Origin of the sequence: Pseudomonas sp. NY15435, assembly GCF_048068295.1 — a bacterium.
Taxonomy (GTDB): Bacteria; Pseudomonadota; Gammaproteobacteria; order Pseudomonadales; family Pseudomonadaceae; genus Pseudomonas.
Map to the genome: position 1 here is coordinate 384,372 of NZ_JBLUQA010000002.1, position 25,302 is coordinate 409,673.

Genomic DNA, 25,302 nt, shown 5'->3' on the forward strand with positions numbered 1-25,302 from the left:
GGGGCGCCTCGGGCGCCCCTTTTTATTTGCGTTCGGTGCCTGATCCTTCCTGTAGGAGCGAGCTTGCTTGCGAACCGCTTCCACGTGGACGTGGTTCGCGAGCAAGCTCGCTCCTACGAAAAGCCGCGCTCAGCGCAACTCGGTGAAGGCCAGCTTGATCCCCAGGCCGATCAGTACCACACCCATCAGCCGGTCGAACCAGTGGCCCATGCGCGCGAAGCCGGCGCGCACGCGCTGCTGGCTGAACAGCAGCGCCACCAGGCAGAACCAGGCAGCGGTCGCGCAGGCCAGATACACGCCATAACCGGCCTGCACCAGCAATGGCGTATGCGGGTTGATTACCACGGTGAAGAGCGAGAGAAAGAACAGCGTCGCCTTGGGATTCAGGCCATTGGTGACAAAGCCGGCCACATAAGCCCCCCGCGCCGTGCGGGCCACGGGCGCCGCGGTATTCTCGGCGGCGGACGGGTCGGCCGGTCGCGCACGTAGTGCCTTGATACCGATGTACAGCAGGTACGCCGCCGCCAGCCATTTCAGCGCGTTGAACAGCACAATGGACTGCGACACGATCAGGCCGATACCCAGCAGCGAATAGGTGACGTGGAGGAAGATCGCGCTGCCCACGCCCAGGGCCGTCCAGGTGCCAGCGCGGCGGCCGTGAGCCACGCTCTCGCGCACCACCACGGCGAAATCCGGACCGGGGCTGGCCACGGCCAGCAGATGGATGAACGCCACCGTGAGAAATTCCGCCCAGTACATCGCGCCTCCCGGCCAAAACTGTCAAAGCGCGAGTTCTATACGAATCGTCGGGCTGCCGGCAAGTCGCGCAGGTTAGCCTGCGCCGGCTTGCGCTACACCATGCAGGACCGGCAGTCGCGGCAACGGGCAGGCTTGCCAGGGCGAGAGATGTTCGGCAAAGGGGTTGATGCCATCGAGCAACTCCATGCCACTGCGGATCAGGCGCTTGCCGGCCTCCCAGTCCTCATTGGCCAGGGCATGGCCGAGAACGGCCGAGATCAGGTACTGCTCCCAGGAGCCGAATGCCGAGCGAGCCTGCCGGGCCATGTGGCGCAAGGCATTCCAGAGTTTGTCCTCGGCAAGCAGGCCGGCGCCGAATGCCAGCCGCGCCCCGAAGGCTGCACGCTCCAGGTCGTAGGCGAGCAGGCTGCGGCATGCGTCGATCAACTCCGGATCATGGCCGACCTTGAGCAGCGCCCGGCGCGCCTGTTCGAAGCGCGCGCCCCGGCCCCCGTCTCCGCCGCTCTGCCGCACGTAGCCCGCGCCGCCGGCTCGTCCAAGCAGGGGGTCGAGCTTCACCCGGCTGCCATGGTTCATCAGCCAGTCCATGCGCTGGAGAACCTTGCCCTGATCCGCCGCGTCCCAGCGCTCGGCCAACCATACCCGGTTCTGCTCACGCTCATGGGCAGCGATCGCCAACGCATCCGACCGCGCCCCTCCACTGGTCGCGATCAGCGCGCCGAAGGCCAGCAACGCCCGCCGGGGAGGCAACTCGAATGGCTCAACAAGATGCGCCGACTGCAGGACCACCTCGGCTACTTGAATGCCCGCAAGCGGGTAGGCTTGCCACAGACCGGCCGCAGCGGCCTCTTCCTGCTTGCCGCCCATCAGCTCCTTGAATGCCCGGATCGCCAGCGAAGTCTGCCGCGTGTCGCGCAATAGGGCGGCCCGCCCAAGGACGAAGGACGCGGCGTAGCCCTGCCAGTCAGTGAAACGGCGGATCGCCGCGTCGGCTACCCAGGCCAGCGTCAGCCAGGCCTCGGCTTCGCTGAGATAACCGCAGCCATGGCAGCATCGCGCCAGCCAGGCGATACATTCAAAGTCGTGAGCCGCCATGGAGAGATCACGCGGCACTGCCAGGCCGGCCTTCAACCACGCCTGCTTCGCTAGCCGCCAGCGCAGCCGCTGTTCCCCATCAAAGGCGCCGGACTCGTTGCGCTGCAAGCGCCGGAAATCGTCATCGAGCATCTCGCCGTGGGCCTCGAGCAACATTTCCTGCAAGGTGCTTCGCGCGGTGTGGGGATCATCAATGCCCCAGCACTCGTCCAACTCCTTCGCCAGGCGAGCGGCGTCCTCGGGGCACTCCCGGTCCAGTTGCGGCGCGACCGAGCCACTGCAGGCCGCCATCAGTGCACCGAAGCACAGCAAAGGCTCGGGGCCAACCGCGACGCTTGATCTGCGTGGCAGCGCCCGCGGACTGACATCCCGCGCCGCACTCCGCCACCTTACGCGCGCACCGAGGGCACGGAAGGCTGTAAGGCCAGAGAGAATCCAACCCATCATCGCAAGTCACCTCAAGGTTTCGATGAGTGCAATCTACGGAGCCGGCGGCGTACGGTAGATGAGGGAAACCCGAAACATCTGTCAGACTTTTCACTCGAACATCTACCATCTGTGCACAGGGAGCAGGGCGCACACCCGGGGGCCGCCCGGGTTGTCCCCGGAGGCGGTTCTGCCGAGAATCCCCTTCATCCCGCCCTTTCGATCAAGGTGTCATCGCTCATGAATCCTGCTCGCGCTGTCTTCCTCGACCATGCCTCCCTCGACCTCGGTGATCTCGACCTCGCGCCGCTGCGCGCGCCGTTCGGCGAACTGGTCCTGCACGGGCGCAGCGATACGCAGCAGGTGGCCGAGCGGCTGCAGGGCGCGCAGGTGGCGATCAGCAACAAGGTGCGCATCGGCGCCGACGTATTCGAGCAGTGCCCGGAACTCAGGCTGATCCTGGTGGCCGCCACCGGCACCAACAACGTCGACCTCGACGCCGCGCGCCGGCACGGCGTGACCGTGAGCAACTGCCAGGGCTACGGCACACCGTCAGTGGCCCAGCACACCCTGATGCTGTTGCTCGCACTGGCTACCCGCCTGCCGGACTACCAGGCGGCAATTCGCGAGGGCCGCTGGCAGCAGGCACCGCAGTTCTGCCTGCTGGACTTCCCCATCGTCGAACTGGAAGGCAAGACCCTCGGCCTGCTCGGGCACGGCGAACTGGGTGGCGCCGTGGCGAAACTGGCCGAAGCCTTCGGCATGCGCGTGTTGCTCGGCGCCCTGCCTGGCCGCCCGCCGCGCGCCGATCGCCTGGCGCTGGACGAACTGCTGCCGCAGGTAGACGCCCTGACGCTGCATTGCCCGCTGACCGACGCCACGCGCAACTTGATCGGCCAGCGCGAACTGGATCTGATGAAGCCCCACGCCTTCCTGATCAACACGGCGCGCGGTGGTCTCGTCGACGAACAAGCCCTGGCCGACACCCTGCGCCGCGGCCACCTGGGCGGCGCGGCGTTCGACGTGCTCAGTGTGGAGCCCCCCAGGGACGGCAACCCGTTGCTGGCCGGCGATATACCACGCTTCATCCTTACCCCGCACAGCGCCTGGGGCAGCCGCGAAGCCCGGCAACGCATCGTCGGCCAATTGAGCGAGAACGCCACCGGCTTCTTCGCCGGCGAGCCGCGCCGGGTGGTGGCGCCATGAGCCTGCATCTGGTTTGCGGTGACGGCGCCGCCGATGCCCTGCGCCGGGCCGTCGAGGCAGGCGTGTTGACCGAGAAGAGAATCCGCGTAATGCCGGACGATCTCGCGGTCGGCCCACTGAGTGATGTGGATAACCCGCCCTGCCAGCAACGCGCCGCGTTCTGGCATGAGCTGGGTGGCGAGGTCCTGCGGGAGCGGGAAATCGCCATCGAGATGGCCACCGAGGTGAACTGGCTGCACAGCCCCGACGTCGGTTCCGTCACGCTCTGGCACGGCGACAGCGCCAGCGAACAACTCTTACTGCGCCGCGTCTGCGCGCTGCTGCCAGCAAGCGTCATCCTGCGCAGCGTCGGTGCCGGCAGTGGCCAGTGCCGCAGCGAAGACCGCCACGCCATCGCCATGCTCAAACCCGAGGAGCTGGCCAACGCCCTGGCCGCCAGCCGCGAGCTGGACGCCGCCGAACGCCATGGCCTGGCGGCGGACTGGCAGCGTGCCCTGGCCGAAAACGCCGAGCTGCGCCTGTGGCTGGATGGCCAACTGAGCGGCGCCGGCTATACGCACATCGACCGCATCCTGCTGGACAGCGCCAGCGAGTCCTGGCGCCCGGTGCAATCGCTGATCGGCCCGACCATGGCTTACGTCGACGGCCTCTTCGTCAGCGACCTGCTGGCCGCCTGGCGCCTGCGCGAACAAGTCGCGGCAGGAACGCTGGAGCTGCGTGGCGACGACTTCTGGAAGAACGCCGAGGTGCGGCTCGCCTAGGCTCCGCCGCGGCAGCCCTGCTAAACTCGCGCCCTTTTTTGTCAGGAGGCCGCATGTCCAACGCCCCCACCAGTGAAGTGCTGCTGCGCCAGATCGAGCGCTTCCAGGGCCGCGTCCTGCTCGCCGGCCTGCCCGCCGACGCTCTGCTCGGCGACCTGCCGCAGGCCCGGGGCTGGAGCTGGCACGCCGGCGACGCCCGCCAGTTGGAAGGCCGCTATCCCGGCCGCTGCCACTTCGGCGCCACGCCGCCCGAAGGCGCCTTCGACGCGGCCGTGCTGTTCCTGCCCAAATCCCGCGAACTGACCGACTACCTGCTGGCCGCACTGGCCAGTTGCGTACCGAACGGCGAGCTGTACCTGGTCGGCGAGAAACGCGCCGGCGTCGAGCGCGCCAGCAAGCAGCTCGGCGAGTTCGGCCGCGCCAGCAAGCTGGACAGCGCCCGCCACTGCCAGCTGTGGCACACGCACATCGATGGCGCACCGGCTACCCCCGACCTGCATGCCCTCGCCCAGCGCTACGAACTGCCACTGGCCGACGGCCCGCTGCAGGTCATCACCCTGCCCGGCGTGTTCAGCCACGGCCGTCTGGATCGCGGTAGCGCCCTGCTGCTCGAGCATCTGGACAAACTGCCAGCCGGCCATCTGCTGGACTTCGGCTGCGGCGCCGGGGTGCTCGGCGCCACGCTCAAGCGACGTTATCCACAAAGCCGCCTGACCCTGCTGGACGTCGACGCCTTTGCCGTCGAGAGCAGTCGCCTGACCCTGGCCGCCAATAACCTGGAAGGCGAAGTGATCGCCGGTGACGGCATCGACGCCGCACCGCAGGACCTCGCCGCCATCGTCAGCAACCCGCCCTTCCATCAGGGCGTGCACACCAGCTACGCCGCCACCGAGAACCTGCTGCGCCAGTCGGCACGCCACCTGGCGTCCGGCGGCGAACTACGCCTGGTGGCCAACAGCTTCCTGAAATACCCGCCGCTGATCGAACAGCACCTGGGCCCCTGCCGCACCCTGGCTGAGGCCGACGGTTTCCGTATCTACAGCGCCCGGCGCTGATCCCAGGCTCGCACTACACTCCACCGAGCCCGCCCGGATCGGCGCATCGCCGCTCGCCCTGAAATATCGAGGACACCCGTGAATCGCAGAATCAAAGATGACGTCGAACTGACCTTTGCCATGGGGCCGAAAGAGAAGCCGCATCACTTGAAGCGCTCTCTGAAACCGCGCCACCTGAACATGATCGCCATCGGCGGCTCCATCGGCACCGGGCTGTTCGTCGCCTCCGGCAGCACCATCGCCACGGCGGGTCCCGGCGGTGCGCTGCTGGCCTACGCGCTCATCGGGCTGATGGTGTTCTTCCTCATGACCAGCCTCGGCGAGCTGGCGGCGTACATTCCCGACTCCGGCTCGTTCTGCACCTATGGCAGCCGTTTCATCGACGATGGCTTCGGTTTCGCCATGGGCTGGAACTACTGGTACAACTGGGCGGTGACCATTGCGGCCGAGCTGGTGGCGGCACAGTTGGTGATGAAGTTCTGGTTCCCGGAGGTCTCGGGCATGTACTGGAGCGCCGGCTTCCTCGGCATCATGTTCATGCTCAACTTCTTCTCGGTGAAAGGCTTCGGCGAGAGCGAGTTCTGGTTCGCGCTGATCAAGGTGGTCGCCGTGGTGGTCTTCATCGGCATCGGCCTGGCCAGCATCATCGGCATCATGCATGGCATCGACAGCCCCGGCTTCAGCAACTTCACCACCGGTGACGCGCCCTTCGTCGGCGGCCTGCAGGCGATGATCGGGGTGGCGATGATCGCCGGCTTCTCGTTCCAGGGCACCGAGCTGATCGGTGTCGCCGCCGGTGAGTCGGAGAATCCGCAGAAGTCCATTCCCATCGCCATCCGCCAGGTGTTCTGGCGAATCCTGATGTTCTACATCCTGTCGATCTTCGTCATCGGCATGCTGATTCCCTACACCGATCCCAACCTGCTCAAGACCGACAGCAGCGACATCAGCACCTCGCCCTTCACCCTGCTGTTCGAGCGCGCCGGTCTTGCCGCCGCGGCTGGCGTGATGAACGCGGTGATCCTCTCGGCGATCCTCTCCGCGGGCAACTCCGGCATGTACGCCTCGACCCGGATGCTCTACACCATGGCCACCCAGGGCAAGGCACCGCGCCTGTTCACCCAGGTGTCCGAGAGCGGCGTGCCGCGCTACGCCCTATACGCCACCACGCTGATCGGCGCGCTGTGCTTCCTCACCAGCTTCATCGGCGACAAGACCGTCTACACCTGGCTGCTCAACGCCTCGGGCATGTGCGGCTTCATCGTCTGGCTGGGCATCGCGGTATCGCACTACCGCTTCCGCAAGGGTTTCGTCCTGCAGGGCGGCAACCTCAATGACCTGCCCTACCGCGCCAAGTGGTTCCCGTTCGGCCCGCTGTTCGCCTTCGTGCTCTGCCTGATCATCACCCTGGGGCAGAACTACCAGGCCTTCGTCGGCGAACACGTGGACTGGGCCGGCCTGGTCGCCACCTACATCACCATTCCGCTGTTCCTCGCGATCTGGCTGGGCTACCGCTTCAAGAACGGCACCCGCTTCATCCGCTACGAGGACATGGACATTCGCCCCACCCGCGATTGATCCGACGCGCAGGCTTGCCCAAGCCCAAGGACTTGGGCAGAATGCGCCCCGTCCTAGGGGAGTAGTCTCCCGCGAGCAACCGGCTCGCCCGGTACGCGTCAACACACTTGGTCCGCAGACCATGGCGCGTACGATCCAGGCCTGCAGCGTTCAGGCCGGGGTTTGACAAGACCTATGACACGAGCAACCTGACCCGGGGCGGGCAGGTGGCGCGTGTCATGGTGATTAGTCGACCCGCCCCTTAGGAAGTCTGATGGAATCCCTCTTCGTCCCAACCCTGATCGTTGCCCTCGCGGAAATCGGCGACAAGACGCAACTGCTCGCGCTCGTCCTCGCCGCGCGCTTCCGCAAGCCCTGGCCGATCATTGCCGGGATCATTGCCGCCACCCTGGCCAACCACTTCGCCGCCGGCGCCGTTGGCAGCTGGGTCGCCTCGTTCTTCTCGGAAAGCACGCTGAGCTGGGTACTGGCCGTGTGCTTCCTGGCGGTCGCTGGCTGGACCCTGATTCCGGACAAGCTGGATGACGACGAAGAAGGCTCGCTGAAGAAGTTCGGCCCCTTCCTGACCACCCTGATCGCCTTCTTCCTCGCCGAGATGGGCGACAAGACCCAGGTTGCCACCGTGATGCTGGCCGCGCAGTACCCGCACTTCTGGCTGGTGGTCATCGGCACCACGCTGGGCATGCTGATCGCCAACGTACCGGTAGTGCTGGCCGGCAACTTCGCCGCCGAGCGCCTGCCGCTGAACCTGATCCGTCGCCTGGCCGCTGCCGCCTTCGCCATCCTCGGCCTGGCTGCGGTGTACCACGCACTGAAGCTCTCCGGGGTGTTCTGACCGGCCGCTTTTCGTCGGGAGGCTGGCGCGCCGGCCAATGCCTGTGTATCGCCCGCGATACACAGTGGCGTTTCCGCCTCCCACGACAAAGGATGTCGCCATGCCGGAAAAAGACCTGAAGAAGATCGCCCGCCACCACGTCGACCTCGCCTGGAACAAGGGACACCTGGCGCTGGTGGAGCAATTGCACAGCCCGGACTTCATCTACAAGAGCGCCTTCACCGCCCAGCCGCTGGACAGTACCGGCTACCGGGCGCTGGTGGAGGAGATCCGCAGTGGCATGGAGGACCTGGAGGTGGCCGTGGAGGAATGTATCCGTGAGGGCAACAAGGTCTTCACCTGGAGCACGCTGATGGGCTGTATCGTACGCCCGGTGCTGGGCTACCCGGCCAGCGACCGCATCGTCAGCATTTCGGCCATGGGCTTCTGGGTGTTCAACAGCCAGAGCCAGGTACAGGAACTGTGCACGCTGTTCGACATGGAGAGCTTCCGCGCACAGATGGGGCTGCCCAATCGGCCCTTTGCCGAGAAGGCACTGCCCTGACAAGGAAAAGCCCGGCATCTGCCGGGCTTTTTTGTTCCTCGTTACCAATGCTGCTCTTGTAGGAGCGAGCTTGCTCGCGAACAGGACCGCTCGGGGTTGTGCAGTTCGCGAGCAAGCTCGCTCCTACAGGGCCCCTAGCCTTGGCTCAGAGGTAATCGTTGGCGTGGAACCAGGAAATCGCCCGCTCCAGCGTGTCTTCCAACGGCACATGGGACTCGAAGCCCAGCTCCTCGCGCGCCTTGCGACCGTCGAGGAACTGCCCGCCGGCCATGACTTCGATGGCGGTGTCGTCCAGCAGCGGCATCTTGCCGGTCAGGCGGTAGCGCCAGCGGCCCAGTGTTGCCAGTGCGCGAGCACGGTGCAGCGGCATCGGCGTCGGCGCCGGCTTGCCCAGCAGCTTGGCGATGGTGGTGGTCAGCTCGCCCATTTCGATGTTGTGCCCGGTAAGCAGGTAACGCTCCCCTACCCGGCCACGCTCGAGCGCCGTGAGCAGACCGCGCCCGGCTTCGGATGCATCGATGACGTTCCGCCGGCCCGGCACGTAATGCAGCATCTCATCGCGACCGATGGCGGTGATGAGGCGCCCGGTGGTGGGGCCGATATCCAGCTCGCCCAGCACCATGCCGGGAATCCCGATCACTACCGGCAGCCCGCCGCGGGCCTGCTCGCGAGCCTGCTCATCCAGCGCCCACTTGCACATCACGTAGGCGCTCTTGCCGGTGGGCAGGCCTTCATAGAACAGCCCTTCATGCCCCGGCAGCCCCTGTGGGTGGCTGGGCATGGCGAATGCCGAGCCGACATAGAGAATGCGCGGCACTTTCGCCTGTAGGCAGGCGGCGTAGAAATGATTGGTCAGGTCCAGTGCGCTGGCGACTTCCTCCTGCCAGCGACGCGGGCGCACCGGGTAATAACCGGCACTGAAGATCACCGCGTCCAGCCCGCTGAGCGCACGGGCCATGCCCTGGTGATCGAAGAGTTCGGCTACCCGGCACTCAGGCTCCAGGTAAGCCAGGCGCTGGATCTGCGACGAGGGTCGATGGATCAGCACCAACTGGTGGCCGGCCGCCTTGATCGCGCGGGCGGCATGGTGGCCCAGGAGCCCTGTGGCTCCGAGTACAGCGATTTTCACGGGTGCTCCCTGTTCACTGGGTAAAGCGGCGCAACCTTACGCCGCTCCTGGCCGTTCGAGAGAATCACGAACCACTGCTGCAAAACCAATGCTCAGCGGGTTTTGGCCTGCTCATAGAGCGGCATGACCTTCGGGATGGCGGCCTGCAGGTTGGCCATCCGTGTGCTGTCCGCCGGGTGAGTGCTGAGGATTTCCGGCGGAGCGTCGCCGCCGGCCTGGCCCATCTTCTGCCACAAGGTGATTGCGGCGTTGGGGTTATAGCCGGCTCGCGCCGCCAATTCCAGGCCGATGAGGTCGGCTTCGTTCTCGTTCTGCCGGCTGTTGGGCAACGTCATACTGTACTCGACCACCTGGTGCGCGAGGTCGACGCTGGTCTGTCCCAGGCCCAGCAACTGGCCGCCCAGGCCCAGGCCGACCTGTTCGGCATAGGCGCGGGACATGGCTTCGCGGCCATGCTCGCGCAGTGCGTGGGCGATCTCGTGGCCCATCACCGCGGCGAGTTCGTCGTCGGTTAGCTTCAGCTTATCGATCAGCCCGGTGTAGACGATGATCTTGCCGCCCGGACCACAGTTGGCGTTGAGCTCGTCGCTCTGGATCACGTTGACTTCCCACTTCCACGACGGCGCATCCTGGCGGAAAGCGCCGGTCTGCGGAATCAGGCGGTCGGCGATGGCCTTCACGCGCTTGGCGTCATTGCTGCTGGCGTCCAGCTTGCCGGCCTGGGAGGCCTGGCTGAGGGTCTGCTGGTAGGACTGCGCATACATCTGGTCAACCTGCGCACTCGACAGCATGCTGAACATGGTCTGTTTGCGCTCCACGCCAACGACGCCGCCGCTGGTGGTATTCACCTGCTGGCAAGCGGTCAGCATCAGCGCGGCGGCGAGGCCGGCGATACGGAAAACTCTGGGCATGTTGCTCTCCCGAAACAATGCAATCTCCCACGGACAGCGCGCATGGTAGGCCCACCCCCGATGCCCGGCAACTGGCAGGAAACAGCCAGCACAGCAGGGACTTAGGAAACCGGACCGGCTTATCGGAAGGCGCCATGGGCGACCTGTCGTGGCATTCGCGGGGCGGGGCGGCAAACCGGTGATCCGCACCCGTGCGACAGCCGCGGCGGACGCCCTTTGCATTCTGCCAATGCAGGTAGCGGGGCACTCGGCGCGACCGGATAATTTCAATTTGACATCACATGCTAGACCTCCCGGTCAGCGCCGACAATCCTGCGACAGGCGGCAACAGCCGCGTTACAAGCCATTACAACGGCCACCTAAGGAATTTCCCCGGTCCTGCCGATACAGATAGACAAGCAAGCCACTGGCGCATTCCGGGTACCCGTATGAAATTCAAGTCGATCCAGTTTTCCGTGGTTGCGCTGGCCGGTGCCAGCGTTCTGGCGGTGGTCGCCGCGCTGGTGCTGTACGCCCTGTTCGCCGGTTCGCGGACCCAGGCGCTGGTGCAGGAGCGCACTCAGGCGCTGCTCGAACAGGTGATCAACGAACGCCTGGTGGCCATTGCTCGCGGCCAGGTCGCGCAGATCCAGCGCGAACTGGAATACCCCCTGACCGTCGCCCGCGACCTCGCCAACACCAACGCCCTGCTCGACGAGACCGACGCCAATGGCCAGCCGCTGCTGGGCATCGGCCGTGCCGGTATGTCCAACCTGCTGCGCCAGACCGTGGCGCAGAACCCCAAGCTGCTCGACGCCTTCGCCGGCTGGGAACCCAACGCCTTCGCTGGCAACGACAGCCAGTACTCCGGCCTGCCCGGCTACGACGCCAGCGGCCGCTTCATGCCCTGGTGGTACCGCAAGGACGGCGGCCTGACCGTGGAAGCCATGGGCGACACCCTGGAAAGCCAGAAGATGCAGCCCACCGGCGTGCGCGAAGGCGAGTACTACCTGTGCCCGAAAGAGAAGCACCAGCCCTGCATCATCGACCCGGCGCCCTATGAAATGGGCGGCAAGATGGTGCTGATGTCCTCGTTCAACGCGCCGATCATGGTCAAGGGCCAGTTCAAGGGCACTGTCGGCGTGGACCTGTCGCTGGACTTCATCCAGGATCTGCTCAAGACCGCCGACAGCCAGCTCTACGACGGTGCCGGCGAGATGGCGCTGATCTCCACCAACGGCCGCCTGGTCGCCTACACCAAGGACCCGGCCAAGCTCGGCGAATCCGCCAGCAGCGTGCTGGACACCAACGAAGTGGCCAACCTGGCCAAGCTCACCCTCGACCAGCCGCTGACCTCGATGGACAAGGAACATGGCCATATCGAGCTGTTCCTGCCCTTCACCATCGCCGACTCCGGCGCACGCTGGACCCTGATGCTGCAACTGCCGCAGGAAGCCGTGCTGGGTGACCTGAATAAGTTGCAGAGCGACCTGAAATCCCAGCGCGACAGCGACACCCTGGGCATGACCCTGGTCGGCCTGCTGATCGCCGCCATTGGTCTCGCCGTGATCTGGCTGGTCGGCCATGGCATTGCCCGCCCGCTGCGCCAACTGGTCGGCATGCTCGACGACATCGCCCAGGGCGAAGGCGACCTGACCCGCCGCCTGACCAGCGACCGCGCCGACGAACTGGGCTCCATCGCCAAGGGCTTCAACACCTTCCTGGTCAAACTGCAGGGCATGATTGGCCAGGTGGTGACCTCGGTGCAGCACGTCAGCGACTCTTCCGAGCACACTGCCGACATCGCCATCCGCACCAACCAGGGCGTGCAGAAGCAACTGGCGGAGATCGAACTGGTGGCTACCGCCGTCCACGAGATGACCGCCACCGCCCAGGACGTGGCGCGCAACGCCACCCACGCTGCGGAAGCGGCCAACCACGCCGACCAGGCCGCGCACCACGGCAAGCGCATCGTCGAGAGCAGCTCCACGGCGATCCAGGCGCTGGCCAGCGAGATCGGCCGCGCGGTGGGCGTGGTGCAGTCGCTGGCCCGCGACAGCGAGAACATCAATGCGATCCTGGTAGCCATCCGTGGCATCGCCGAGCAGACCAACCTGCTGGCGCTCAACGCCGCCATCGAGGCCGCCCGTGCTGGCGAACAAGGCCGTGGCTTCGCGGTGGTCGCCGACGAAGTGCGCAACCTGGCGCAGAAGACCCAGCAGGCCACCGAGGAAATCCAGTCGATGATCCAGCAACTGCAGAACGGCACCCGCGAAGTGGTGCAGGTGATGCAGCAGAGCCAGGACAAGACCGAAGACAGCGTGCGCCATGCTGGCGAAGCGGCCCAGGCGCTGGAGTCGATTACCCAGGCGGTGTCGGTGATCAATGACATGAACACCCAGATCGCCAGCGCCGCCGAGGAGCAGAGCGCGGTAGCCGAGGACATCAACCGCAACGTCAGCAACATTGGCATGGTCGCCAACCAGGTGGCCGGCGGCGCCGACGAAGCCTCCCAGGCCAGCGCCGAGCTGACCAAGCTGGCCGAGCAGCAACGCAGGCTGGTGAATCAGTTCAAGGTGTAAGCGACATCGGCAGGATGCTTCCTGCTCCTGTAGGAGCGAGCTTGCTCGCGAACCACCCCCGCAGCAGGAGGCTCCCTCTCCCCTGCCCTCTCCCTGAAGGGAGAGGGAGCTGCCCGTGCCGGGTGATACCTAGGTTACATCCTGCACCGAACGGTCCCCTCTCCCGCTTGCGGGAGAGGGTTAGGGAGAGGGGCTCTTGATCCTGCAGGAGCAGGGACAGATCAGCGTCACGCCGGCGTCAGGCACTCCGGCCCGTTGCAGGTCGGATCATTGATGAAGTTCGCCAGCGCCTGCTCGCGCAGCCGCGCCTGGGGCAATTGCAGCAGCTCCAGCAATCGCGCCGTCGGCGTCTGGTTCGACAGCCACTGCGCCTGCTCGGCAACATCGAGAATCAGCGGACGACGCATGCCGCCCGCTTCCTGCGTCAGCATCGCCACACTGTAATAGGTGTGGCCTTCCACCGGATAAGCCTCCCACACCCCCGCAAAGCAGATCAGCCCGCCGCCGGAAACCCAGTGCGGCCGCTTGCGCACGCCACGCCATTCGTAGAATCCGTTGGCCGGCAGCAGGCAGCGGCGCTGGGCAAACGCATCGCGGAACATCGGCTGCTCGGCGATGGTTTCCGTACGGGCATGGGCGGGAGTGCGCGACAGGTCCTTCAGCCAGGCCGGCGTCAGGCCCCAGCGTGCGAGGTCGGCACTACGCACGCCGTTCTCCTCGCGCAGCATCAGCACGCGCGCGCCGGGCGCGACGCTCCATTGCGGCTGCAGGTCGGCGGGGAAGCCGGCGCTGTCGGCAAGCTCGCGGTTCCAGCGGAACAGGGCGTAGCGGCTGGTCATCGGGACTCGTTGAAGGGATTCAGCAAAGCAGGACGCCCGGGCCACCTTCGTGATCGTCGGCGGGCCCCGGCAGGGGTTGCGCGACATTGTACGCGGCGATCAGCTCACGCGCCCGCTCAGCCACCTCATCCTCCACCCACAGGTGCAGCAGTCCCATGCCCGGCAGCTCGCCGATGCCGCCAACCAGGTGGCGTCCGCCCAGGTGCGACGAAATGCCTTCATTGGCCAGCATGCCGCTCAACAGTTCGGCTTCGATCAGGTCGGCAGGTGCGTAGATTCGCTGCATCAATCGTCCTCGCGCTGGACTTCCAGGGACCATTCCACCCCATCGGTATGGAGCTGGAACAGGATCGGCCGGCAACACACCGGGCAATCTTCATAGTAGCTCTGGTCGCCCCCGGAGAGGTCGAGCACGGCCTCGGCCGGCTCGCCACAATAAGGGCAGGAATAGGTCTGACTTTCGAGCATCGCTGGTTCCCCCGTGACTTCCGTTTATAATCGCGCGGTCTTTTTGGGTGCCCGCCTGGCCGGTGAGTCGGCGGCATACCCTTGCGGACCGTCTACTTCGCGGTTCCGACCCGTGACACCCCCAGAATTCATAGAGAGCATGATGGGCGAGTTCGAAGCCATCCGACCGTACAACGACGCCGAAGTCCCGGCTGTCCTGCAGCGCCTGCTGAGCGATGACGCCTTCCTCGGCGCGCTGGCGCGTTACCGTTTCCCGCGTCTGTCCGGTCCGTTCGGCTGGCTGCTCAGACCTCTTATAGCCCATCGGCTGGCCCGCGAAGTCACCGGCATCCGCAGTGTCGTCGCGCTGCAGGACAAGTTCGAGCCCTACGTCGACCGGACCATTGAGCACGCCACCGACGGCGTTACCTATTCGGGCGTCGAACGCCTGAAGTCCGGCCGCGCCTACCTGTTCATCGCCAACCACCGCGATATCGTGATGGACCCGGCCTTCTGCAACTACGCGATCTTCCACGCGAAATTGCCGACGCCGCGCATCGCCATCGGCGACAACCTGCTGCAGAAACCTTTCGTCAGCGACCTGATGCGCCTGAACAAGAGCTTCATCGTGCACCGCTCCATCAGCGGTCGCCGCGAGAAGCTGGCGGCGTACCAGAACCTCTCGGCCTACATCAATCACTCGATCTGCCAGGACGTCCAGTCGATCTGGATTGCCCAGGCCGAGGGCCGCGCCAAGGACGGTGACGACCGTACCGATTCGGCGATCCTCAAGATGTTCCACATGAGCCGCAAGGACGAGCCGTTCGCCGAGGTGATCCGCCAGCTGCACCTGATCCCGGTGTCGATCAGCTACGAATACGACCCCTGCGATGCCGCCAAGGCCCGCGAACTGTTCACCCGCGCGACCACCGGCGAGTACAGGAAGGCGCCGGGCGAGGACGACCGCAGCATCGTGCAGGGCATTACCGGCTACAAGGGCCGGGTGCACATCAACTTCGGCGAAGAGATCACCGGCGACTTTGCCGACGCCAAGCAGCTCGCCGCCGAGCTGGACCGGCAGATCCTCGGCAACTACCGGTTGTTCCCGGTGCACTACCTCGCCTACGAGGCCTCCGAGCTGCGCGACGCCGCACTGAACGTGCCGCGCGCCGAGACCCTGTTCAAGGCCGAGGAACTGCAGCGTGCGCGCACCGAATGGGAGCGTCGCCTGGGCGAATGCCCCGCGGAGCAGCGCGGCCACCTGATCCTGCAGTACGCCAACCCGGTACTGAACCAGTACCGGCTCAAGTAGCAGGCATGAAAAAAGGCGCCCTCGGGCGCCTTTTTTCTTCTCGTCGGTTACTGGCCGAGCTGCGTGCTGTACCAGCTCACCGCCATGGCCAGGGCCATGCAGGCGAAACCGAAACGGTAGAAGAAGCGGTTCATCCGCGCTGTCGGCTCGACGCTGTCCAGCGGCACCGGCGCGATTTCGCTCTCGGCAGCCAGGCGCGCCAGGGCGAGACGCTCGCGGCGGCGGGTCGCCAGCAGCAGCCAGCCTCCGGCCAGGGCGAAGAACAGGGCCAGGTCGTTCACGATACGACCGGGATGGGCCTGGAAAAGACTCCAGAGCGCCTGCAGCGACATCACAACCTCCGCTTCAGAACTGCACGCCAACGACTTCGAAGCAAAGCGGGGGTCAGTCTGGACGAACGGGCATGGCCCGTCATGGATGAGAAACAATCGACGCGCATTTTATCCGCTGGCCCCGCTTCGCAGCCAGCGCGTAACGCTTATTTACGACGAGCGTAAAAGTTATCGAGAAATGGTCTAAGACCTCTCCCGCGCCCTGGCACGTTGCTGGCTTTACGAATTCTGCAAACCCGGTCTTTCGCCAAGGAGATTCGCCATGCTCGACATCGTCCCCCACGAAAATGCCTACCTGATCGAACACCTGGAAGAAATCGAAGCCGTGGTCGTCGAACTCTCGTTCAACGTCCAGGACGACCACTGGCTGGTCTACACCCAGGCCTGCGGCCACGAGCACCTGGACCTGCCGGAAGCCGACGAGCGCATGCGCCTGGTCGAGGTCGACCCGTACCACCAGGCCGCCTGATTACTGCGCTTGAGGCGGACATGAAAAAGCCCGGCATTGGCCGGGCTTTTTCATGTCCGAACGGATCGATCAGCGCTGGTTCAGCGTCTGGCCGATGGTCGGGTCCTTGAACACACGGGTCAGCGCATCGCTGAGCACTTCGCTCACCAGCTTGGTGTTGGTCGCCTGGTTGGGCGCCATGCCGAAACGCTGGTTGGTCGAAGCGCCGTAGCGGCCGCTGTAACGGCGGCTACCGCTCTGCACGTCGGCGCGGAAGGTGGCGCCGATGTCGGCCTCGGTGACGTACATGCCTTCCTTGGGCGACTGGTACTTCAGCTCGGCCAGGGTCAGGGTCAGTTGCGGCGCGTTGTAGGCGTTGGCCGACGGGGTGAAGCCCAGCAGGCGCACGGCGGTCTCAGCCTGCAGTTGCAGCTTGGGGATCACGTCTTCGCTGCGCACGGTCAGCTGGCTGGTTTCCGAATACAGGCCGCCACGGGTACCCAGCGCGGTGCTCGGGCGACCGTCGACGACTTTAACTACCACCGGCTGGCCCTGGCCAACGGCGGCGACCGGCCCCTTGAATTCGGGCGTCGGGTTGAGTTGTTGCGGGCTGAGGGCGCAGCCGGTCAAGGTCAGGCTGGCGGCAGCGATAAAGCCGAGCAACAGGCGAGGCAGCATGCTCATCTCTCCATGGGGTAAGCGATGGCCGGCAGTATACCGGCGGGCAGCGCAGTCAGATAGCGCTTGGCCATTGGACGCGGAACCCGTTCTCAGGGTTCCCTGGCCACGCGTCGATAGGCCGCCTTGACCCACCTGGAGGCAAGACGCACCGGGAGGGGGCACAAATGGAGAATCAAGGGGTACACACTAGGAAAAAAGTCTAAGGTGCAGAGCTTTTTTTTGTGTTTCGCCGTTATAATCGCCCCCCGATTATAAGGACGCCTCCTGGTCGGGCCCCGCACGATGCCGACACACCGTGTCTCGCCTCTGCCACCCCTCAAAGAGAGTCGCCACTCGCCTCGGTCACTGGCCGTCGCGCTTTGTACGTTCGTTGCGCAGAACTTGGCAAGGATGCAGCCGCCCCCTCCGCACGGAGACCGGACCGGCCCGCGACGACGATCCCCTTTGAGCTTCACGCCTCCAAAAGAGCGTGATCGAAGGTTTTTCACTACTTCACGAGAGTGTGGCGAGCAATGAAGAGTTTTGCGTTGGTAGCACCATTGACGTCTGACCCCGCAGCACTGAATCGCTTTTTCGGCACCGGAAGCCGCGCATAAGCGCCGCTCCCCGATGCACTTGCGGATGACTTGTCCGTCCGTGGATTGCCGAGAAGGTGCGCATTCCCCTCCTCCGATCCCGGCCCGAGACATTCGCGAAAGGTCCTTTGACCTGAGAAGAATTCGGACAATGGTTTTGCGCAGTGGGCGCGAAACCTCTGTCACAACTGGCTGCTGATAGTTTTGGAGACGCGTTAATGGCGCAGAACGAAATCGAATCGATGGACGTGCTGCTGGTCGGCGCCGGCATCATGAGCGCAACCCTGGCTGTCCTGCTCAAGGAAGTCGATCCGGGCGTGAAGCTCGAGATCGTCGAACTGCAGGAATCCGGAGCCATCGAGAGTTCCAACCCGTGGAACAACGCCGGCACCGGTCACGCCGGCCTCTGCGAGCTGAACTACACCCCGCAGGCCGCCGACGGCTCGATCGACATCAAGAAGGCGGTGAACATCAACGCCCAGTTCGAGGTGTCCAAGCAGTTCTGGGCCTACCTGACCGGGAAGGACGCCTTCGGCGCACCGCGCAACTTCATCAACCCCGTTCCGCACATGAGCTTCGTGCGTGGCAAGGACATTCCGTTCCTGAAGAAGCGCCATGAGCTGCTCAGCCAGCACCATGCCTTCACCTCGATGGAATACACCGAGGACCGCGCAAAGATCGCCGACTGGGCCCCGCTGACCATTCCTGGCCGCCCGGCTGACGAACAGGTCGCGATGACCCGCGTGGAAAGCGGCACCGACGTCAACTTCGGCGCCCTGACCAACCAGCTGCTGGGCTATCTCTCCAGCCGCGAAGGCAGCGAAGTCCGCTACTTCCAGAAGGTCGTCGGCCTCGAGCGCTCCGGCGATGGCTGGCTGGTGGACATCAAGAACACCCAGACCGGCGACTCGCGCAAGGTCAAGGCGAAGTTCGTCTTCCTCGGCGCCGGCGGCGGCGCGCTGCCGCTGCTGCAGATGTCCGGTATCCCGGAAAGCAAGGGCTTCGGCGGCTTCCCGGTGAGCGGCCAGTGGCTGCGTTGCGACAATCCGGAAGTGGTCAGGCACCACCAGGCCAAGGTCTACAGCCAGGCCGAAGTGGGCGCCCCGCCGATGTCCGTGCCGCACCTGGACACCCGCGTGGTCGAGGGCAAGACCTCCCTGCTGTTCGGCCCCTACGCCGGCTTCTCCACCAAGTTCCTGCGCCACGGTTCGTTCCTCGACCTGCCGCTCTCGGTGCGCACCAGCAACCTGCTGCCGATGCTCGCCGTGGCCCGCGACAACATGGACCTCACCCGCTACCTGGTGAAGGAAGTCATGCAGTCCATGGACCAGCGTATCGAAGCCCTGCGCAAGTTCTACCCGGAACTGAATCCGGCCGACTGGCGCCTCGAAACCGCAGGCCAGCGCGTGCAGATCATCAAGAAGGATCCGAAGAAAGGCGGCATCCTGCAGTTCGGCACCGAACTGGTGGCGGCTCAGGACGGCAGCATCGCCGCCCTGCTGGGCGCCTCGCCGGGCGCTTCGGTCACCGTGTCGATCATGCTGGGCCTGCTGGAGCGCTGCTTCCCCGAACGCTACAAGTCGGCCGAGTGGACCGCGAAGCTCAAGGAGATCTTCCCGGCCCGCGAGAAGCAACTGGAAACCGACGCCGCGGTATACCGTGAAGTCAACCAGATGACCGCCGACCGTCTGCAGATCGTCGCCGCGTCCTGAGTTTTGCGCTCATGAAAAAGCCCGCCTTCCGGCGGGCTTTTTCGTTTCTGCTTCAGTTTCAGCGAAAGGCTCAGTGGCAGCTGACCATCCACCCCACACCGAAGCGATCGGTGAGCATGCCGAAACGCTGCGCCCAGAAGGTCTTCTCCAGGGGCATTTCCACCCGCCCTTCCTCGGCCAGGGCGGCGAACGCCTGCTCCGCCGCCACCACGCTGCGCAGTGTCAGGTGCAGGGAGAAGCCGTTGAAAGCGGCGTTGTGCTCACCGCGACCATCGGACAGGAACACCTCCGTCTCGCCAATCTGCAGGCTGGCGTGCATCACCTTGTCCAGCCAGCCATCGGGCACCGGCGAAGGTCCCGGCGCCTCCTCGAAGCGCATCAGCGCGCCCAGTTGGGCGCCCACGGCGTGTTGGTAGAAGGCAATGGCCTCATCGGCTCGACCATGGAAAAACAGATAGGGCTGTACTTGCACGGCTTCGTCCTCGCCTTGTCGTTATCGTTCTGAGGGGAAGTCTAGGCGGGGATTTTGGAGCAGTGCCCTGAGCTGCCTCAAAAGCCTCTCTGCGGGCTATGTTCGCGAGCAAGCTCGCTCCTACTGAAAGCAGGCTCGCCCAGACCTTGGAGCAAGAGACTTTCGTAGGAGCGAGCTCGCTCGCGAATCGCCCAAACGAAAAAGCCCGCACAAGGCGGGCTTTTCAGCACACCGATGCGATCAGCCGCGGGCGGCCTTGATCACTTCGATGTAGGGCTCGGCCTGGCGCTGGTCCTGGATCAGGGCGACGAAGTCCTTGCCCTGGGCATCCTTGGCGGACAGGTCGTAACCGGCTTCGACGAAGAAACCAACGAAGCGCTCGAAGTCGTCGATGCGCAGGCCACGGTAGGCCTTGACCAGCTTGTGCAGGGACGCCGGGGTGTCGTCGGCCGGTTCCACGTCGAGGAACAGCTTGATGGCGTCGTCGTTGATCTCTTCGCCAATCACCTGCTTCTTGTCTTTACGCATCGCTCGCTTCTCTCTACGGCTGTCTCGGGAATCGCGGCCCGCATCGGTTCAGGCCGGGCACCACGGGTCGGGCAGTTTAACCCTGCGCCGTGCGCGGCTCAACGCGCACGCACCGCGCCGGTGTGCAGGTCGGCCCAGATATGGCCATTGCCGTAGGTCAGGAACTGTACATAGACAGTGCCGTTGCGCAGCAGATCGAGCAGTTGTGGATAAGCCGCCTGCGGGTAATACAGGCTGAGCACGCGGGTCTTCTCGTCGTAGGCCGGCTTCTTCAGACTCTTGCCCTCGGCATCGAAGCTGATCACCACCTGGCTGATCTGCGCGCCCTTGTTCAGCGGCTTGCCCTTGAGGCGCAGCAGCGACGGCGTGGTGATCGGGATGGGCTGCTGGTTCGACTGGCGCTGGTTGCCCAGCACCACGCTGTATTCGGTGACCTGCAGCAGTTGCTGCTGCTCCGGCTCGCCCTGGCGCAATCCGGCATCATCCGGCGGCAGGAACTGGCTGTGCATCGGCGCGGCAATGGCTGCACCAGCAAGACCGAGGGGAACGCAGAACAGCAGCGCCAGCGCGGCGCCCGGCATGCGAACGGACATCATCACCTCCGGGGGGACAGGGCCCGGCACTCTAGCACGCACGTCGAGCGCCACGACAGGCGCGCATGGCGAGCGCGCCGATACATTGATAGCCTTCGACACAACTCACTCCTTGCATCGACGGAAGCCGATCCAGCCATGCTGCACAATGTCTCCGACCTCGACCTACGCCTGCTGCGCATCTTCGCCTGCGTGGTGCGCTGCGGCGGCTTCTCCGCCGCCCAGGGCGAACTGGGCATGGGCCAGTCGACCATCAGCACGCACATCGCCAGCCTGGAGACACGCCTGGGTTATCGCCTGTGCGAGCGCGGCAAGAGCGGCTTTCGCCTGACCGAGAAAGGCGAGCGGGTGCTGGACTACGCGCAGAACCTGTTCGCTGCGCTGGGAGACTTCCGCGATCAGGTGCAATCCCTGGCCGGCCGATTGGTTGGCGAGCTGCACCTGGGCCTGGCCGACAACATTGCCACCCTGCCCGACGCCCGCATCCACCAGACCCTGGCGCGGTTCAACCGCCGCGACCAGGACGTGCGCCTGCATTTCCTCATAGAGTCGTCCAGCGAACTGGAGCGGCTGGTACTGAACGGCCGCCTGCACCTGGCCATCGCCTGCTTCAGCCGGCGCCTGCCGAACCTGCGTTACGAGCCGCTGTACCACGAGCGCGTAGCGGTGTTCTGCGGGCGCGCGCATCCGCTATTCGACAAGGACGTGCGCGACGCCGCCGAACTGGAAAGCTGCAACTGGATTCAACACGGTTACGCCGTGGCGGACGTGCAACTGCCGGCCGACCCGCAACGCAGCACGGCCTTCGCCCAGCACATGGAAGCAGTGCTCCACGCCGTGCGCGCCGGCACGCACCTGGGCTACCTGCCAACCCACTACGCCGAGCGCTGGGTGGAACAGGGTGAGATGCGCGCGCTGCTGCCGGACAGCCTCGGCTACGGCATCACCCACAGCCTGGTGGTGCGCGACGAGCCAGGGCATAACGAAGCGCTCCAGGCGCTGGTCGAAGACCTATGCCTGGAGCACGGGGTGACGCCGATCAGCGCGGCGCGGTGATGTGCTTGATGTCGAAGAACGCCGACAGCCCCCACGGGCCCAGTTCGCGACCGATGCCGCTGCGCTTGCCGCCGCCCCAGGAAGTCTGCGGGAACACCACTTGCGGCGAGTTCAGCCAGACGTTGCCAGCTTCCAGGTTCTCGGCGACGCGCTGAGCGCGCTCGAGGTCGGCGCTGCACACGGTCGCGGCCAAGGCGAAATCGCTGTCGTTGGCCTGACGCAGGGCGTCGGCTTCGTCGCTGAAGGTGCGTACGCACAGTACCGGGCCGAAGATTTCCTCGCGCCACAGGCGGCTGTCCGCCGGCACGTCGGTGTACACGGTCGGCCGGATGAACCAGCCCTCGGCTGCAGCGCCGCCCGTCAGGCAGGCCAGGCCTTCGTCGCGGGCCACGGCGAAGTAGTCGAGCACCTTGCGGTACTGCGCTTCGCTGGTCATCGGGCCCATGTCGGTTTCACCGAGCAACGAGTCGCCAACGCGCAGGGCTTCCACCGCCACCTGCAGCTTCGCCAGCAACGGCTCGGCGATGGATTCCTGCACCAGCAGGCGCGACGTGGCGGAGCACATCTGCCCGGCGTTCCAGTAGACGCCGGCGATGATCCACTGCACGGCTTCATCCAGGTCGCAGTCCTCGAACACCAGAATCGGCGACTTGCCGCCCAGCTCCAGGCCCACCGGCAGAGTACGCGCCGCCGCGGCTTCCATGACCTTGCGGCCGACGACGTTGCTGCCGGTGAAGGACAGCTTGGCGATGCCCGGATGGCTGCACAGCGCAGCGCCGGCATCGGCCAGGCCCGGCACCAGGTTCAGCACGCCGGCCGGCAAGCCGATGGCGTCGGCGATCTCGCCCAGTACCAGTTCGATCAGCGGGGTGATCTCCGAGGGCTTGAGCACCACCGTGCATCCGGCCGCCAGGGCCGGCGCGACTTTCCAGGCGCTGGTCACCAGCGGGAAGTTCCACGGCACGATCAGGCCGACCACGCCGATGGGCTCGAAGCGGGTCTGCGAGCGGTAGCCGGCGTCCGGCAGGGCCACTTCGGCGTTCTGTCGGGCATCCAGTTGGGCGGCCAGTTCGGCGTAGTAAGCGAAGGTGGCAATGGCGTCGCCGATATCGATTTCGGCTTCCAGACGCGGCTTGCCGCTGGCCTGCATCTGCAGGGTAATCAGCGCTTCGCTGCGTGCTTCGAGCTGTTCGGCGAAAGCGCGCAGGTAGCCGGCACGTTCAGCCGCAGTGGTCAGACGCCAGTCGGCAAAGGCACGCTTGGCGGCAGCGACGGCGCGCTCCACGTCGGACACACCGGCGCAGGCGACTTCCGGCAGCGCTTCACGGGTAGCGGGGGCGATCGGGCGCAGGACGGCGCCACTGTCGGCAGCCTGCCATTGGCCATCGATATAAAGGAGACGGGACATGCGAACCTCGGACGGTTGTCTGGTGAGGTGCGCAGGATAGGCGGGGCATGCATCGGCAAAAATGCGAGTCAACCCATGCATGCATCGATTCTGGCAGATGTATCAGACAGAGCTGTAGGAGCGAGCTTGCTCGCGAACCGCGGCACGCCAAATCTCCCCATCGTTGTCGTGATGTTCGCGAGCAAGCTCGCTCCTACAAGAAGCAGGCACCTCAGGCGAAGTGGGAACGCATCCAGGCCAGGTACTCGGCGGCGCCCGGCTCGCCTTCGCGCGGCGCCCATTGCCCGCGCTCGTCCTCGCCCAGCGGCACGAACGGTCCGGCCTTGGCTTCGAACATGATGCTGTCCGGCTCCAGCGCCACGATCGCGTGGAAGGTGCCCGGCGGCAGGTCCGCGCCAACGCACTCGCCGCCCGCGCGCAGAACGCGGGTGGTCACCAGCTCGCCGCTGTCGGAGAAGATCAGCAGCCCCAGCGCGCCCTTCACCACCAGCAGGCTCTCGGCCTTGTCCGGATGGCGATGACAATGCGGCGGGATGTAGCTGTCGGGCTGCAGCGCGTTGAGCAGGCGATGGCAGGGCTCGGTCTGCTCATGGAAATTGTGGTTCTGCCGGCGCCGGGGGCTGGCGGCGGCACGGGCCGCAACCTCGTCGAACAGCGCACTGTCGAGGAAACGCGGCCCGTTCATCTTCAGAGCCCTTTGACGGCGAAGATGCCGGCGGCGTTGCGCCAGTAGCCCTTGTAGTCCATGCCGTAGCCGAAGATGTAGCGGTCGATGCAGGACAGGCCCACGTAGTCGGCCTTCAGGTCCGGGCGGGCCTTGCGGTCGTGGTCCTTGTCGATCAGCACGGCAGTGTGCACGCGCTTGGCGCCGGCATGCTTGCAGAAGTCCATGATCGCCGAGAGGGTGTGCCCTTCGTCGAGGATGTCGTCGATGATCAGCACTTCGCGGTCGATGAAGGAGATTTCCGGCTTGGCCTTCCAGAACAGCTCGCCACCGGTGGTCTCGTTGCGGTAACGGGTCGCATGCAGGTAGGAGGCTTCCAGCGGGAAATTCAGCAGCGGGAGCAGCTTGCCGGAGAAGATCAGGCCACCGTTCATCACGCAGAACACCACCGGGTTGGTGTCGGCCAGCGAGCCGTTGATGGCCTCGGCCACACGGGCGATGGCGGCCTCTACCTCGGCGTTGGTGTACAGGCAGTCGGCTTCGGCCATGACTTGGCGGATGTGCGCGAGATCGACGGACATGGGGGTTCTCCCGTGAAAAAGTGCGCAAAGGTACCTATCGGCGTGCCACGGAGCAAGGGTCAGCGGACGAATGTCGCCGACAATCGTGGCCCAAGGTAGCTAGGATGCATTACGCTACCGCAATTTTTTTGCCAGCCCGTCCGGAGAACCCGTCCATGCCCGTCCTCGAGATTCGCCATCCCCTGATCCGCCACAAGATCGGACTGATGCGCCGTCACGATATCAGTACCAAGAACTTCCGCGAGCTGGCCCAGGAAGTGGGCGCCCTGCTGACCTACGAGGCGACCAAGGACCTGCCCCTGGAGAACTACGAGATCGAAGGCTGGGCTGGCCCGGTGCAGGTCGAGAAGATCGCTGGCAAGAAGATCACCGTGGTGCCGATCCTGCGCGCCGGTATCGGCATGCTCGACGGCGTGCTCACCCTGATCCCGGGCGCCAAGGTCAGCGCCGTCGGCGTCGCGCGCAACGAGGAAACCCTCGAAGCGCATACCTACCTGGAAAAGCTCGCGCCGGACATCGCCGAGCGCCGCTCGCTGATCATCGACCCGATGCTGGCCACCGGCGGCTCCATGGTCGCCACCATCAACCTGCTCAAGAAGGCCGGCAGCAAGGACATCCGCGCCATGGTACTGGTGGCAGCGCCGGAAGGGATCAAGGCAGTCAATGATGCGCATCCGGACGTGCTCATCTATACCGCCTCCATCGACCAGTGCCTGAATGAGAACGGCTACATCATGCCGGGCCTGGGCGATGCCGGTGACAAGATCTTCGGCACCAAGCAGAAGGAAACCTGA

Annotated in this window: 27 protein-coding genes and 1 riboswitch; of the genes, 12 read left to right on the forward strand and 15 right to left on the reverse strand. The window is 65.3% G+C overall.

Features of this window, described 5'->3' with window-relative positions:
* Nucleotides 1-129: 129 nt before the first annotated feature.
* Both ACNFH5_RS05895 and ACNFH5_RS05900 read right to left on the reverse strand, forming a co-directional pair.
* Nucleotides 130-759 (reverse strand): LysE family translocator, encoded by a 630-nt coding sequence (locus ACNFH5_RS05895; protein WP_416744753.1) that lies wholly within the window; start codon nucleotides 757-759, stop codon nucleotides 130-132.
* A 72-nt stretch (nucleotides 760-831) separates the two neighbouring features.
* Nucleotides 832-2,145 (reverse strand): DUF1266 domain-containing protein, encoded by a 1,314-nt coding sequence (locus ACNFH5_RS05900; RefSeq protein WP_416744754.1) that lies wholly within the window; start codon nucleotides 2,143-2,145, stop codon nucleotides 832-834.
* Nucleotides 2,146-2,520: 375 nt separating this feature from the next.
* Between ACNFH5_RS05900 and ACNFH5_RS05905 the strand changes: the two genes are divergently transcribed.
* From ACNFH5_RS05905 to ACNFH5_RS05930, 6 genes are all read left to right on the forward strand, one after another.
* Entirely contained in the window at nucleotides 2,521-3,486 is a 966-nt protein-coding gene (locus ACNFH5_RS05905) for a 2-hydroxyacid dehydrogenase (protein WP_416744755.1), read from the forward strand.
* Nucleotides 3,483-4,247, forward strand: a complete 765-nt coding sequence (locus ACNFH5_RS05910; RefSeq protein ID WP_416744756.1) for a DUF3658 domain-containing protein — start codon at nucleotides 3,483-3,485, stop codon at nucleotides 4,245-4,247. Before ACNFH5_RS05905 ends, ACNFH5_RS05910 begins: the two co-directional genes overlap by 4 nt.
* Nucleotides 4,248-4,300: 53 nt before the next feature.
* Entirely contained in the window at nucleotides 4,301-5,302 is a 1,002-nt protein-coding gene (locus ACNFH5_RS05915; protein ID WP_416744757.1) for a methyltransferase, read from the forward strand.
* A 120-nt stretch (nucleotides 5,303-5,422) separates the two neighbouring features.
* Nucleotides 5,423-6,880 carry an amino acid permease gene (locus ACNFH5_RS05920; protein ID WP_416744958.1) on the forward strand — a complete coding sequence of 486 codons (1,458 nt, stop codon included), beginning with the start codon at nucleotides 5,423-5,425 and terminating at the stop codon, nucleotides 6,878-6,880.
* 44 nt (nucleotides 6,881-6,924) lie between these two features.
* A riboswitch (yybP-ykoY riboswitch) is annotated at nucleotides 6,925-7,127 on the forward strand.
* Between the two features lie 6 nt (nucleotides 7,128-7,133).
* Entirely contained in the window at nucleotides 7,134-7,715 is a 582-nt protein-coding gene (locus tag ACNFH5_RS05925) for a TMEM165/GDT1 family protein (protein WP_081516290.1), read from the forward strand.
* Between the two features lie 100 nt (nucleotides 7,716-7,815).
* Nucleotides 7,816-8,259, forward strand: a complete 444-nt coding sequence (locus tag ACNFH5_RS05930) for a ketosteroid isomerase-related protein (protein WP_416744758.1) — start codon at nucleotides 7,816-7,818, stop codon at nucleotides 8,257-8,259.
* Nucleotides 8,260-8,404: 145 nt separating this feature from the next.
* Here ACNFH5_RS05930 and ACNFH5_RS05935 read toward each other — a convergent pair whose 3' ends face one another.
* Nucleotides 8,405-9,388 (reverse strand): NAD-dependent epimerase/dehydratase family protein, encoded by a 984-nt coding sequence (locus ACNFH5_RS05935; protein WP_045210965.1) that lies wholly within the window; start codon nucleotides 9,386-9,388, stop codon nucleotides 8,405-8,407.
* 92 nt (nucleotides 9,389-9,480) lie between these two features.
* Nucleotides 9,481-10,299 (reverse strand): M48 family metallopeptidase, encoded by an 819-nt coding sequence (locus ACNFH5_RS05940; RefSeq protein WP_416744759.1) that lies wholly within the window; start codon nucleotides 10,297-10,299, stop codon nucleotides 9,481-9,483.
* A 428-nt stretch (nucleotides 10,300-10,727) separates the two neighbouring features.
* Between ACNFH5_RS05940 and ACNFH5_RS05945 the strand changes: the two genes are divergently transcribed.
* Nucleotides 10,728-12,860 carry a methyl-accepting chemotaxis protein gene (locus ACNFH5_RS05945; protein ID WP_416744760.1) on the forward strand — a complete coding sequence of 711 codons (2,133 nt, stop codon included), beginning with the start codon at nucleotides 10,728-10,730 and terminating at the stop codon, nucleotides 12,858-12,860.
* A gap of 227 nt (nucleotides 12,861-13,087) precedes the next feature.
* Here the strand turns inward: ACNFH5_RS05945 and ACNFH5_RS05950 are convergent, their stop codons facing one another.
* From ACNFH5_RS05950 to ACNFH5_RS05960, 3 genes are read right to left on the reverse strand one after another with little or no spacing between them, the layout of a single operon-like run.
* On the reverse strand, nucleotides 13,088-13,699 hold the full coding sequence (locus ACNFH5_RS05950; protein WP_416744761.1) for an SOS response-associated peptidase: 612 nt from the start codon (nucleotides 13,697-13,699) through the stop codon (nucleotides 13,088-13,090).
* Between the two features lie 19 nt (nucleotides 13,700-13,718).
* The gene (locus tag ACNFH5_RS05955) at nucleotides 13,719-13,985 is read right to left on the reverse strand and encodes a putative signal transducing protein (protein WP_416744762.1); all 267 of its coding nucleotides are present in this window, start codon (nucleotides 13,983-13,985) and stop codon (nucleotides 13,719-13,721) included.
* Nucleotides 13,985-14,167, reverse strand: a complete 183-nt coding sequence (locus ACNFH5_RS05960; RefSeq protein WP_416744763.1) for a CPXCG motif-containing cysteine-rich protein — start codon at nucleotides 14,165-14,167, stop codon at nucleotides 13,985-13,987. The genes ACNFH5_RS05955 and ACNFH5_RS05960 overlap by 1 nt, the downstream gene beginning before the upstream one ends.
* Before the next feature lie 139 nt (nucleotides 14,168-14,306).
* Here ACNFH5_RS05960 and ACNFH5_RS05965 point away from each other — a divergent pair, with 139 nt between their 5' ends.
* Entirely contained in the window at nucleotides 14,307-15,458 is a 1,152-nt protein-coding gene (locus ACNFH5_RS05965) for a 1-acyl-sn-glycerol-3-phosphate acyltransferase (RefSeq protein ID WP_416744959.1), read from the forward strand.
* A gap of 47 nt (nucleotides 15,459-15,505) precedes the next feature.
* On the opposite strand, the gene ACNFH5_RS05970 is transcribed toward ACNFH5_RS05965, so the two are convergent.
* Nucleotides 15,506-15,790 carry a hypothetical protein gene (locus tag ACNFH5_RS05970; RefSeq protein ID WP_416744764.1) on the reverse strand — a complete coding sequence of 95 codons (285 nt, stop codon included), beginning with the start codon at nucleotides 15,788-15,790 and terminating at the stop codon, nucleotides 15,506-15,508.
* 262 nt (nucleotides 15,791-16,052) lie between these two features.
* On the opposite strand from ACNFH5_RS05970, the gene ACNFH5_RS05975 reads away from it, so the two are divergent.
* The gene (locus ACNFH5_RS05975; protein ID WP_416744765.1) at nucleotides 16,053-16,259 is read left to right on the forward strand and encodes a hypothetical protein; all 207 of its coding nucleotides are present in this window, start codon (nucleotides 16,053-16,055) and stop codon (nucleotides 16,257-16,259) included.
* Nucleotides 16,260-16,328: 69 nt separating this feature from the next.
* On the opposite strand, the gene ACNFH5_RS05980 is transcribed toward ACNFH5_RS05975, so the two are convergent.
* On the reverse strand, nucleotides 16,329-16,916 hold the full coding sequence (locus ACNFH5_RS05980) for a YajG family lipoprotein (RefSeq protein ID WP_416744766.1): 588 nt from the start codon (nucleotides 16,914-16,916) through the stop codon (nucleotides 16,329-16,331).
* Nucleotides 16,917-17,712: 796 nt separating this feature from the next.
* Here ACNFH5_RS05980 and mqo point away from each other — a divergent pair.
* Entirely contained in the window at nucleotides 17,713-19,206 is a 1,494-nt protein-coding gene (gene mqo / locus ACNFH5_RS05985) for a malate dehydrogenase (quinone) (protein WP_416744767.1), read from the forward strand.
* 70 nt (nucleotides 19,207-19,276) lie between these two features.
* Here mqo and ACNFH5_RS05990 read toward each other — a convergent pair whose 3' ends face one another.
* The 3 genes from ACNFH5_RS05990 to ACNFH5_RS06000 form a co-directional block, all read right to left on the reverse strand.
* Nucleotides 19,277-19,678 carry a VOC family protein gene (locus ACNFH5_RS05990; protein ID WP_416744768.1) on the reverse strand — a complete coding sequence of 134 codons (402 nt, stop codon included), beginning with the start codon at nucleotides 19,676-19,678 and terminating at the stop codon, nucleotides 19,277-19,279.
* Between the two features lie 240 nt (nucleotides 19,679-19,918).
* Nucleotides 19,919-20,206, reverse strand: coding sequence for a PA4642 family protein (locus ACNFH5_RS05995; RefSeq protein ID WP_416744769.1), 288 nt, complete (start codon nucleotides 20,204-20,206; stop codon nucleotides 19,919-19,921).
* Nucleotides 20,207-20,304: 98 nt separating this feature from the next.
* Entirely contained in the window at nucleotides 20,305-20,787 is a 483-nt protein-coding gene (locus ACNFH5_RS06000; RefSeq protein ID WP_416744960.1) for a hypothetical protein, read from the reverse strand.
* Nucleotides 20,788-20,937: 150 nt separating this feature from the next.
* Between ACNFH5_RS06000 and ACNFH5_RS06005 the strand changes: the two genes are divergently transcribed.
* Nucleotides 20,938-21,855, forward strand: a complete 918-nt coding sequence (locus ACNFH5_RS06005; RefSeq protein WP_416744770.1) for a LysR family transcriptional regulator — start codon at nucleotides 20,938-20,940, stop codon at nucleotides 21,853-21,855.
* Here the strand turns inward: ACNFH5_RS06005 and ACNFH5_RS06010 are convergent.
* The 3 genes from ACNFH5_RS06010 to ACNFH5_RS06020 all read right to left on the reverse strand — a co-directional run bounded on the left by ACNFH5_RS06010 (nucleotide 21,839) and on the right by ACNFH5_RS06020 (nucleotide 24,508).
* Nucleotides 21,839-23,263, reverse strand: a complete 1,425-nt coding sequence (locus ACNFH5_RS06010; protein ID WP_416744771.1) for an aldehyde dehydrogenase family protein — start codon at nucleotides 23,261-23,263, stop codon at nucleotides 21,839-21,841. The genes ACNFH5_RS06005 and ACNFH5_RS06010 overlap by 17 nt on opposite strands.
* A 211-nt stretch (nucleotides 23,264-23,474) precedes the next feature.
* Nucleotides 23,475-23,948: a WbuC family cupin fold metalloprotein gene (locus ACNFH5_RS06015; protein WP_416744772.1), complete on the reverse strand. Its 474-nt coding sequence runs from the start codon at nucleotides 23,946-23,948 to the stop codon at nucleotides 23,475-23,477.
* Nucleotides 23,949-23,950: 2 nt separating this feature from the next.
* Nucleotides 23,951-24,508, reverse strand: coding sequence for a hypoxanthine-guanine phosphoribosyltransferase (locus ACNFH5_RS06020; RefSeq protein WP_017519718.1), 558 nt, complete (start codon nucleotides 24,506-24,508; stop codon nucleotides 23,951-23,953).
* Between the two features lie 155 nt (nucleotides 24,509-24,663).
* Here ACNFH5_RS06020 and upp point away from each other — a divergent pair, with 155 nt between their 5' ends.
* The gene (gene upp / locus ACNFH5_RS06025) at nucleotides 24,664-25,302 is read left to right on the forward strand and encodes a uracil phosphoribosyltransferase (RefSeq protein ID WP_416744773.1); all 639 of its coding nucleotides are present in this window, start codon (nucleotides 24,664-24,666) and stop codon (nucleotides 25,300-25,302) included.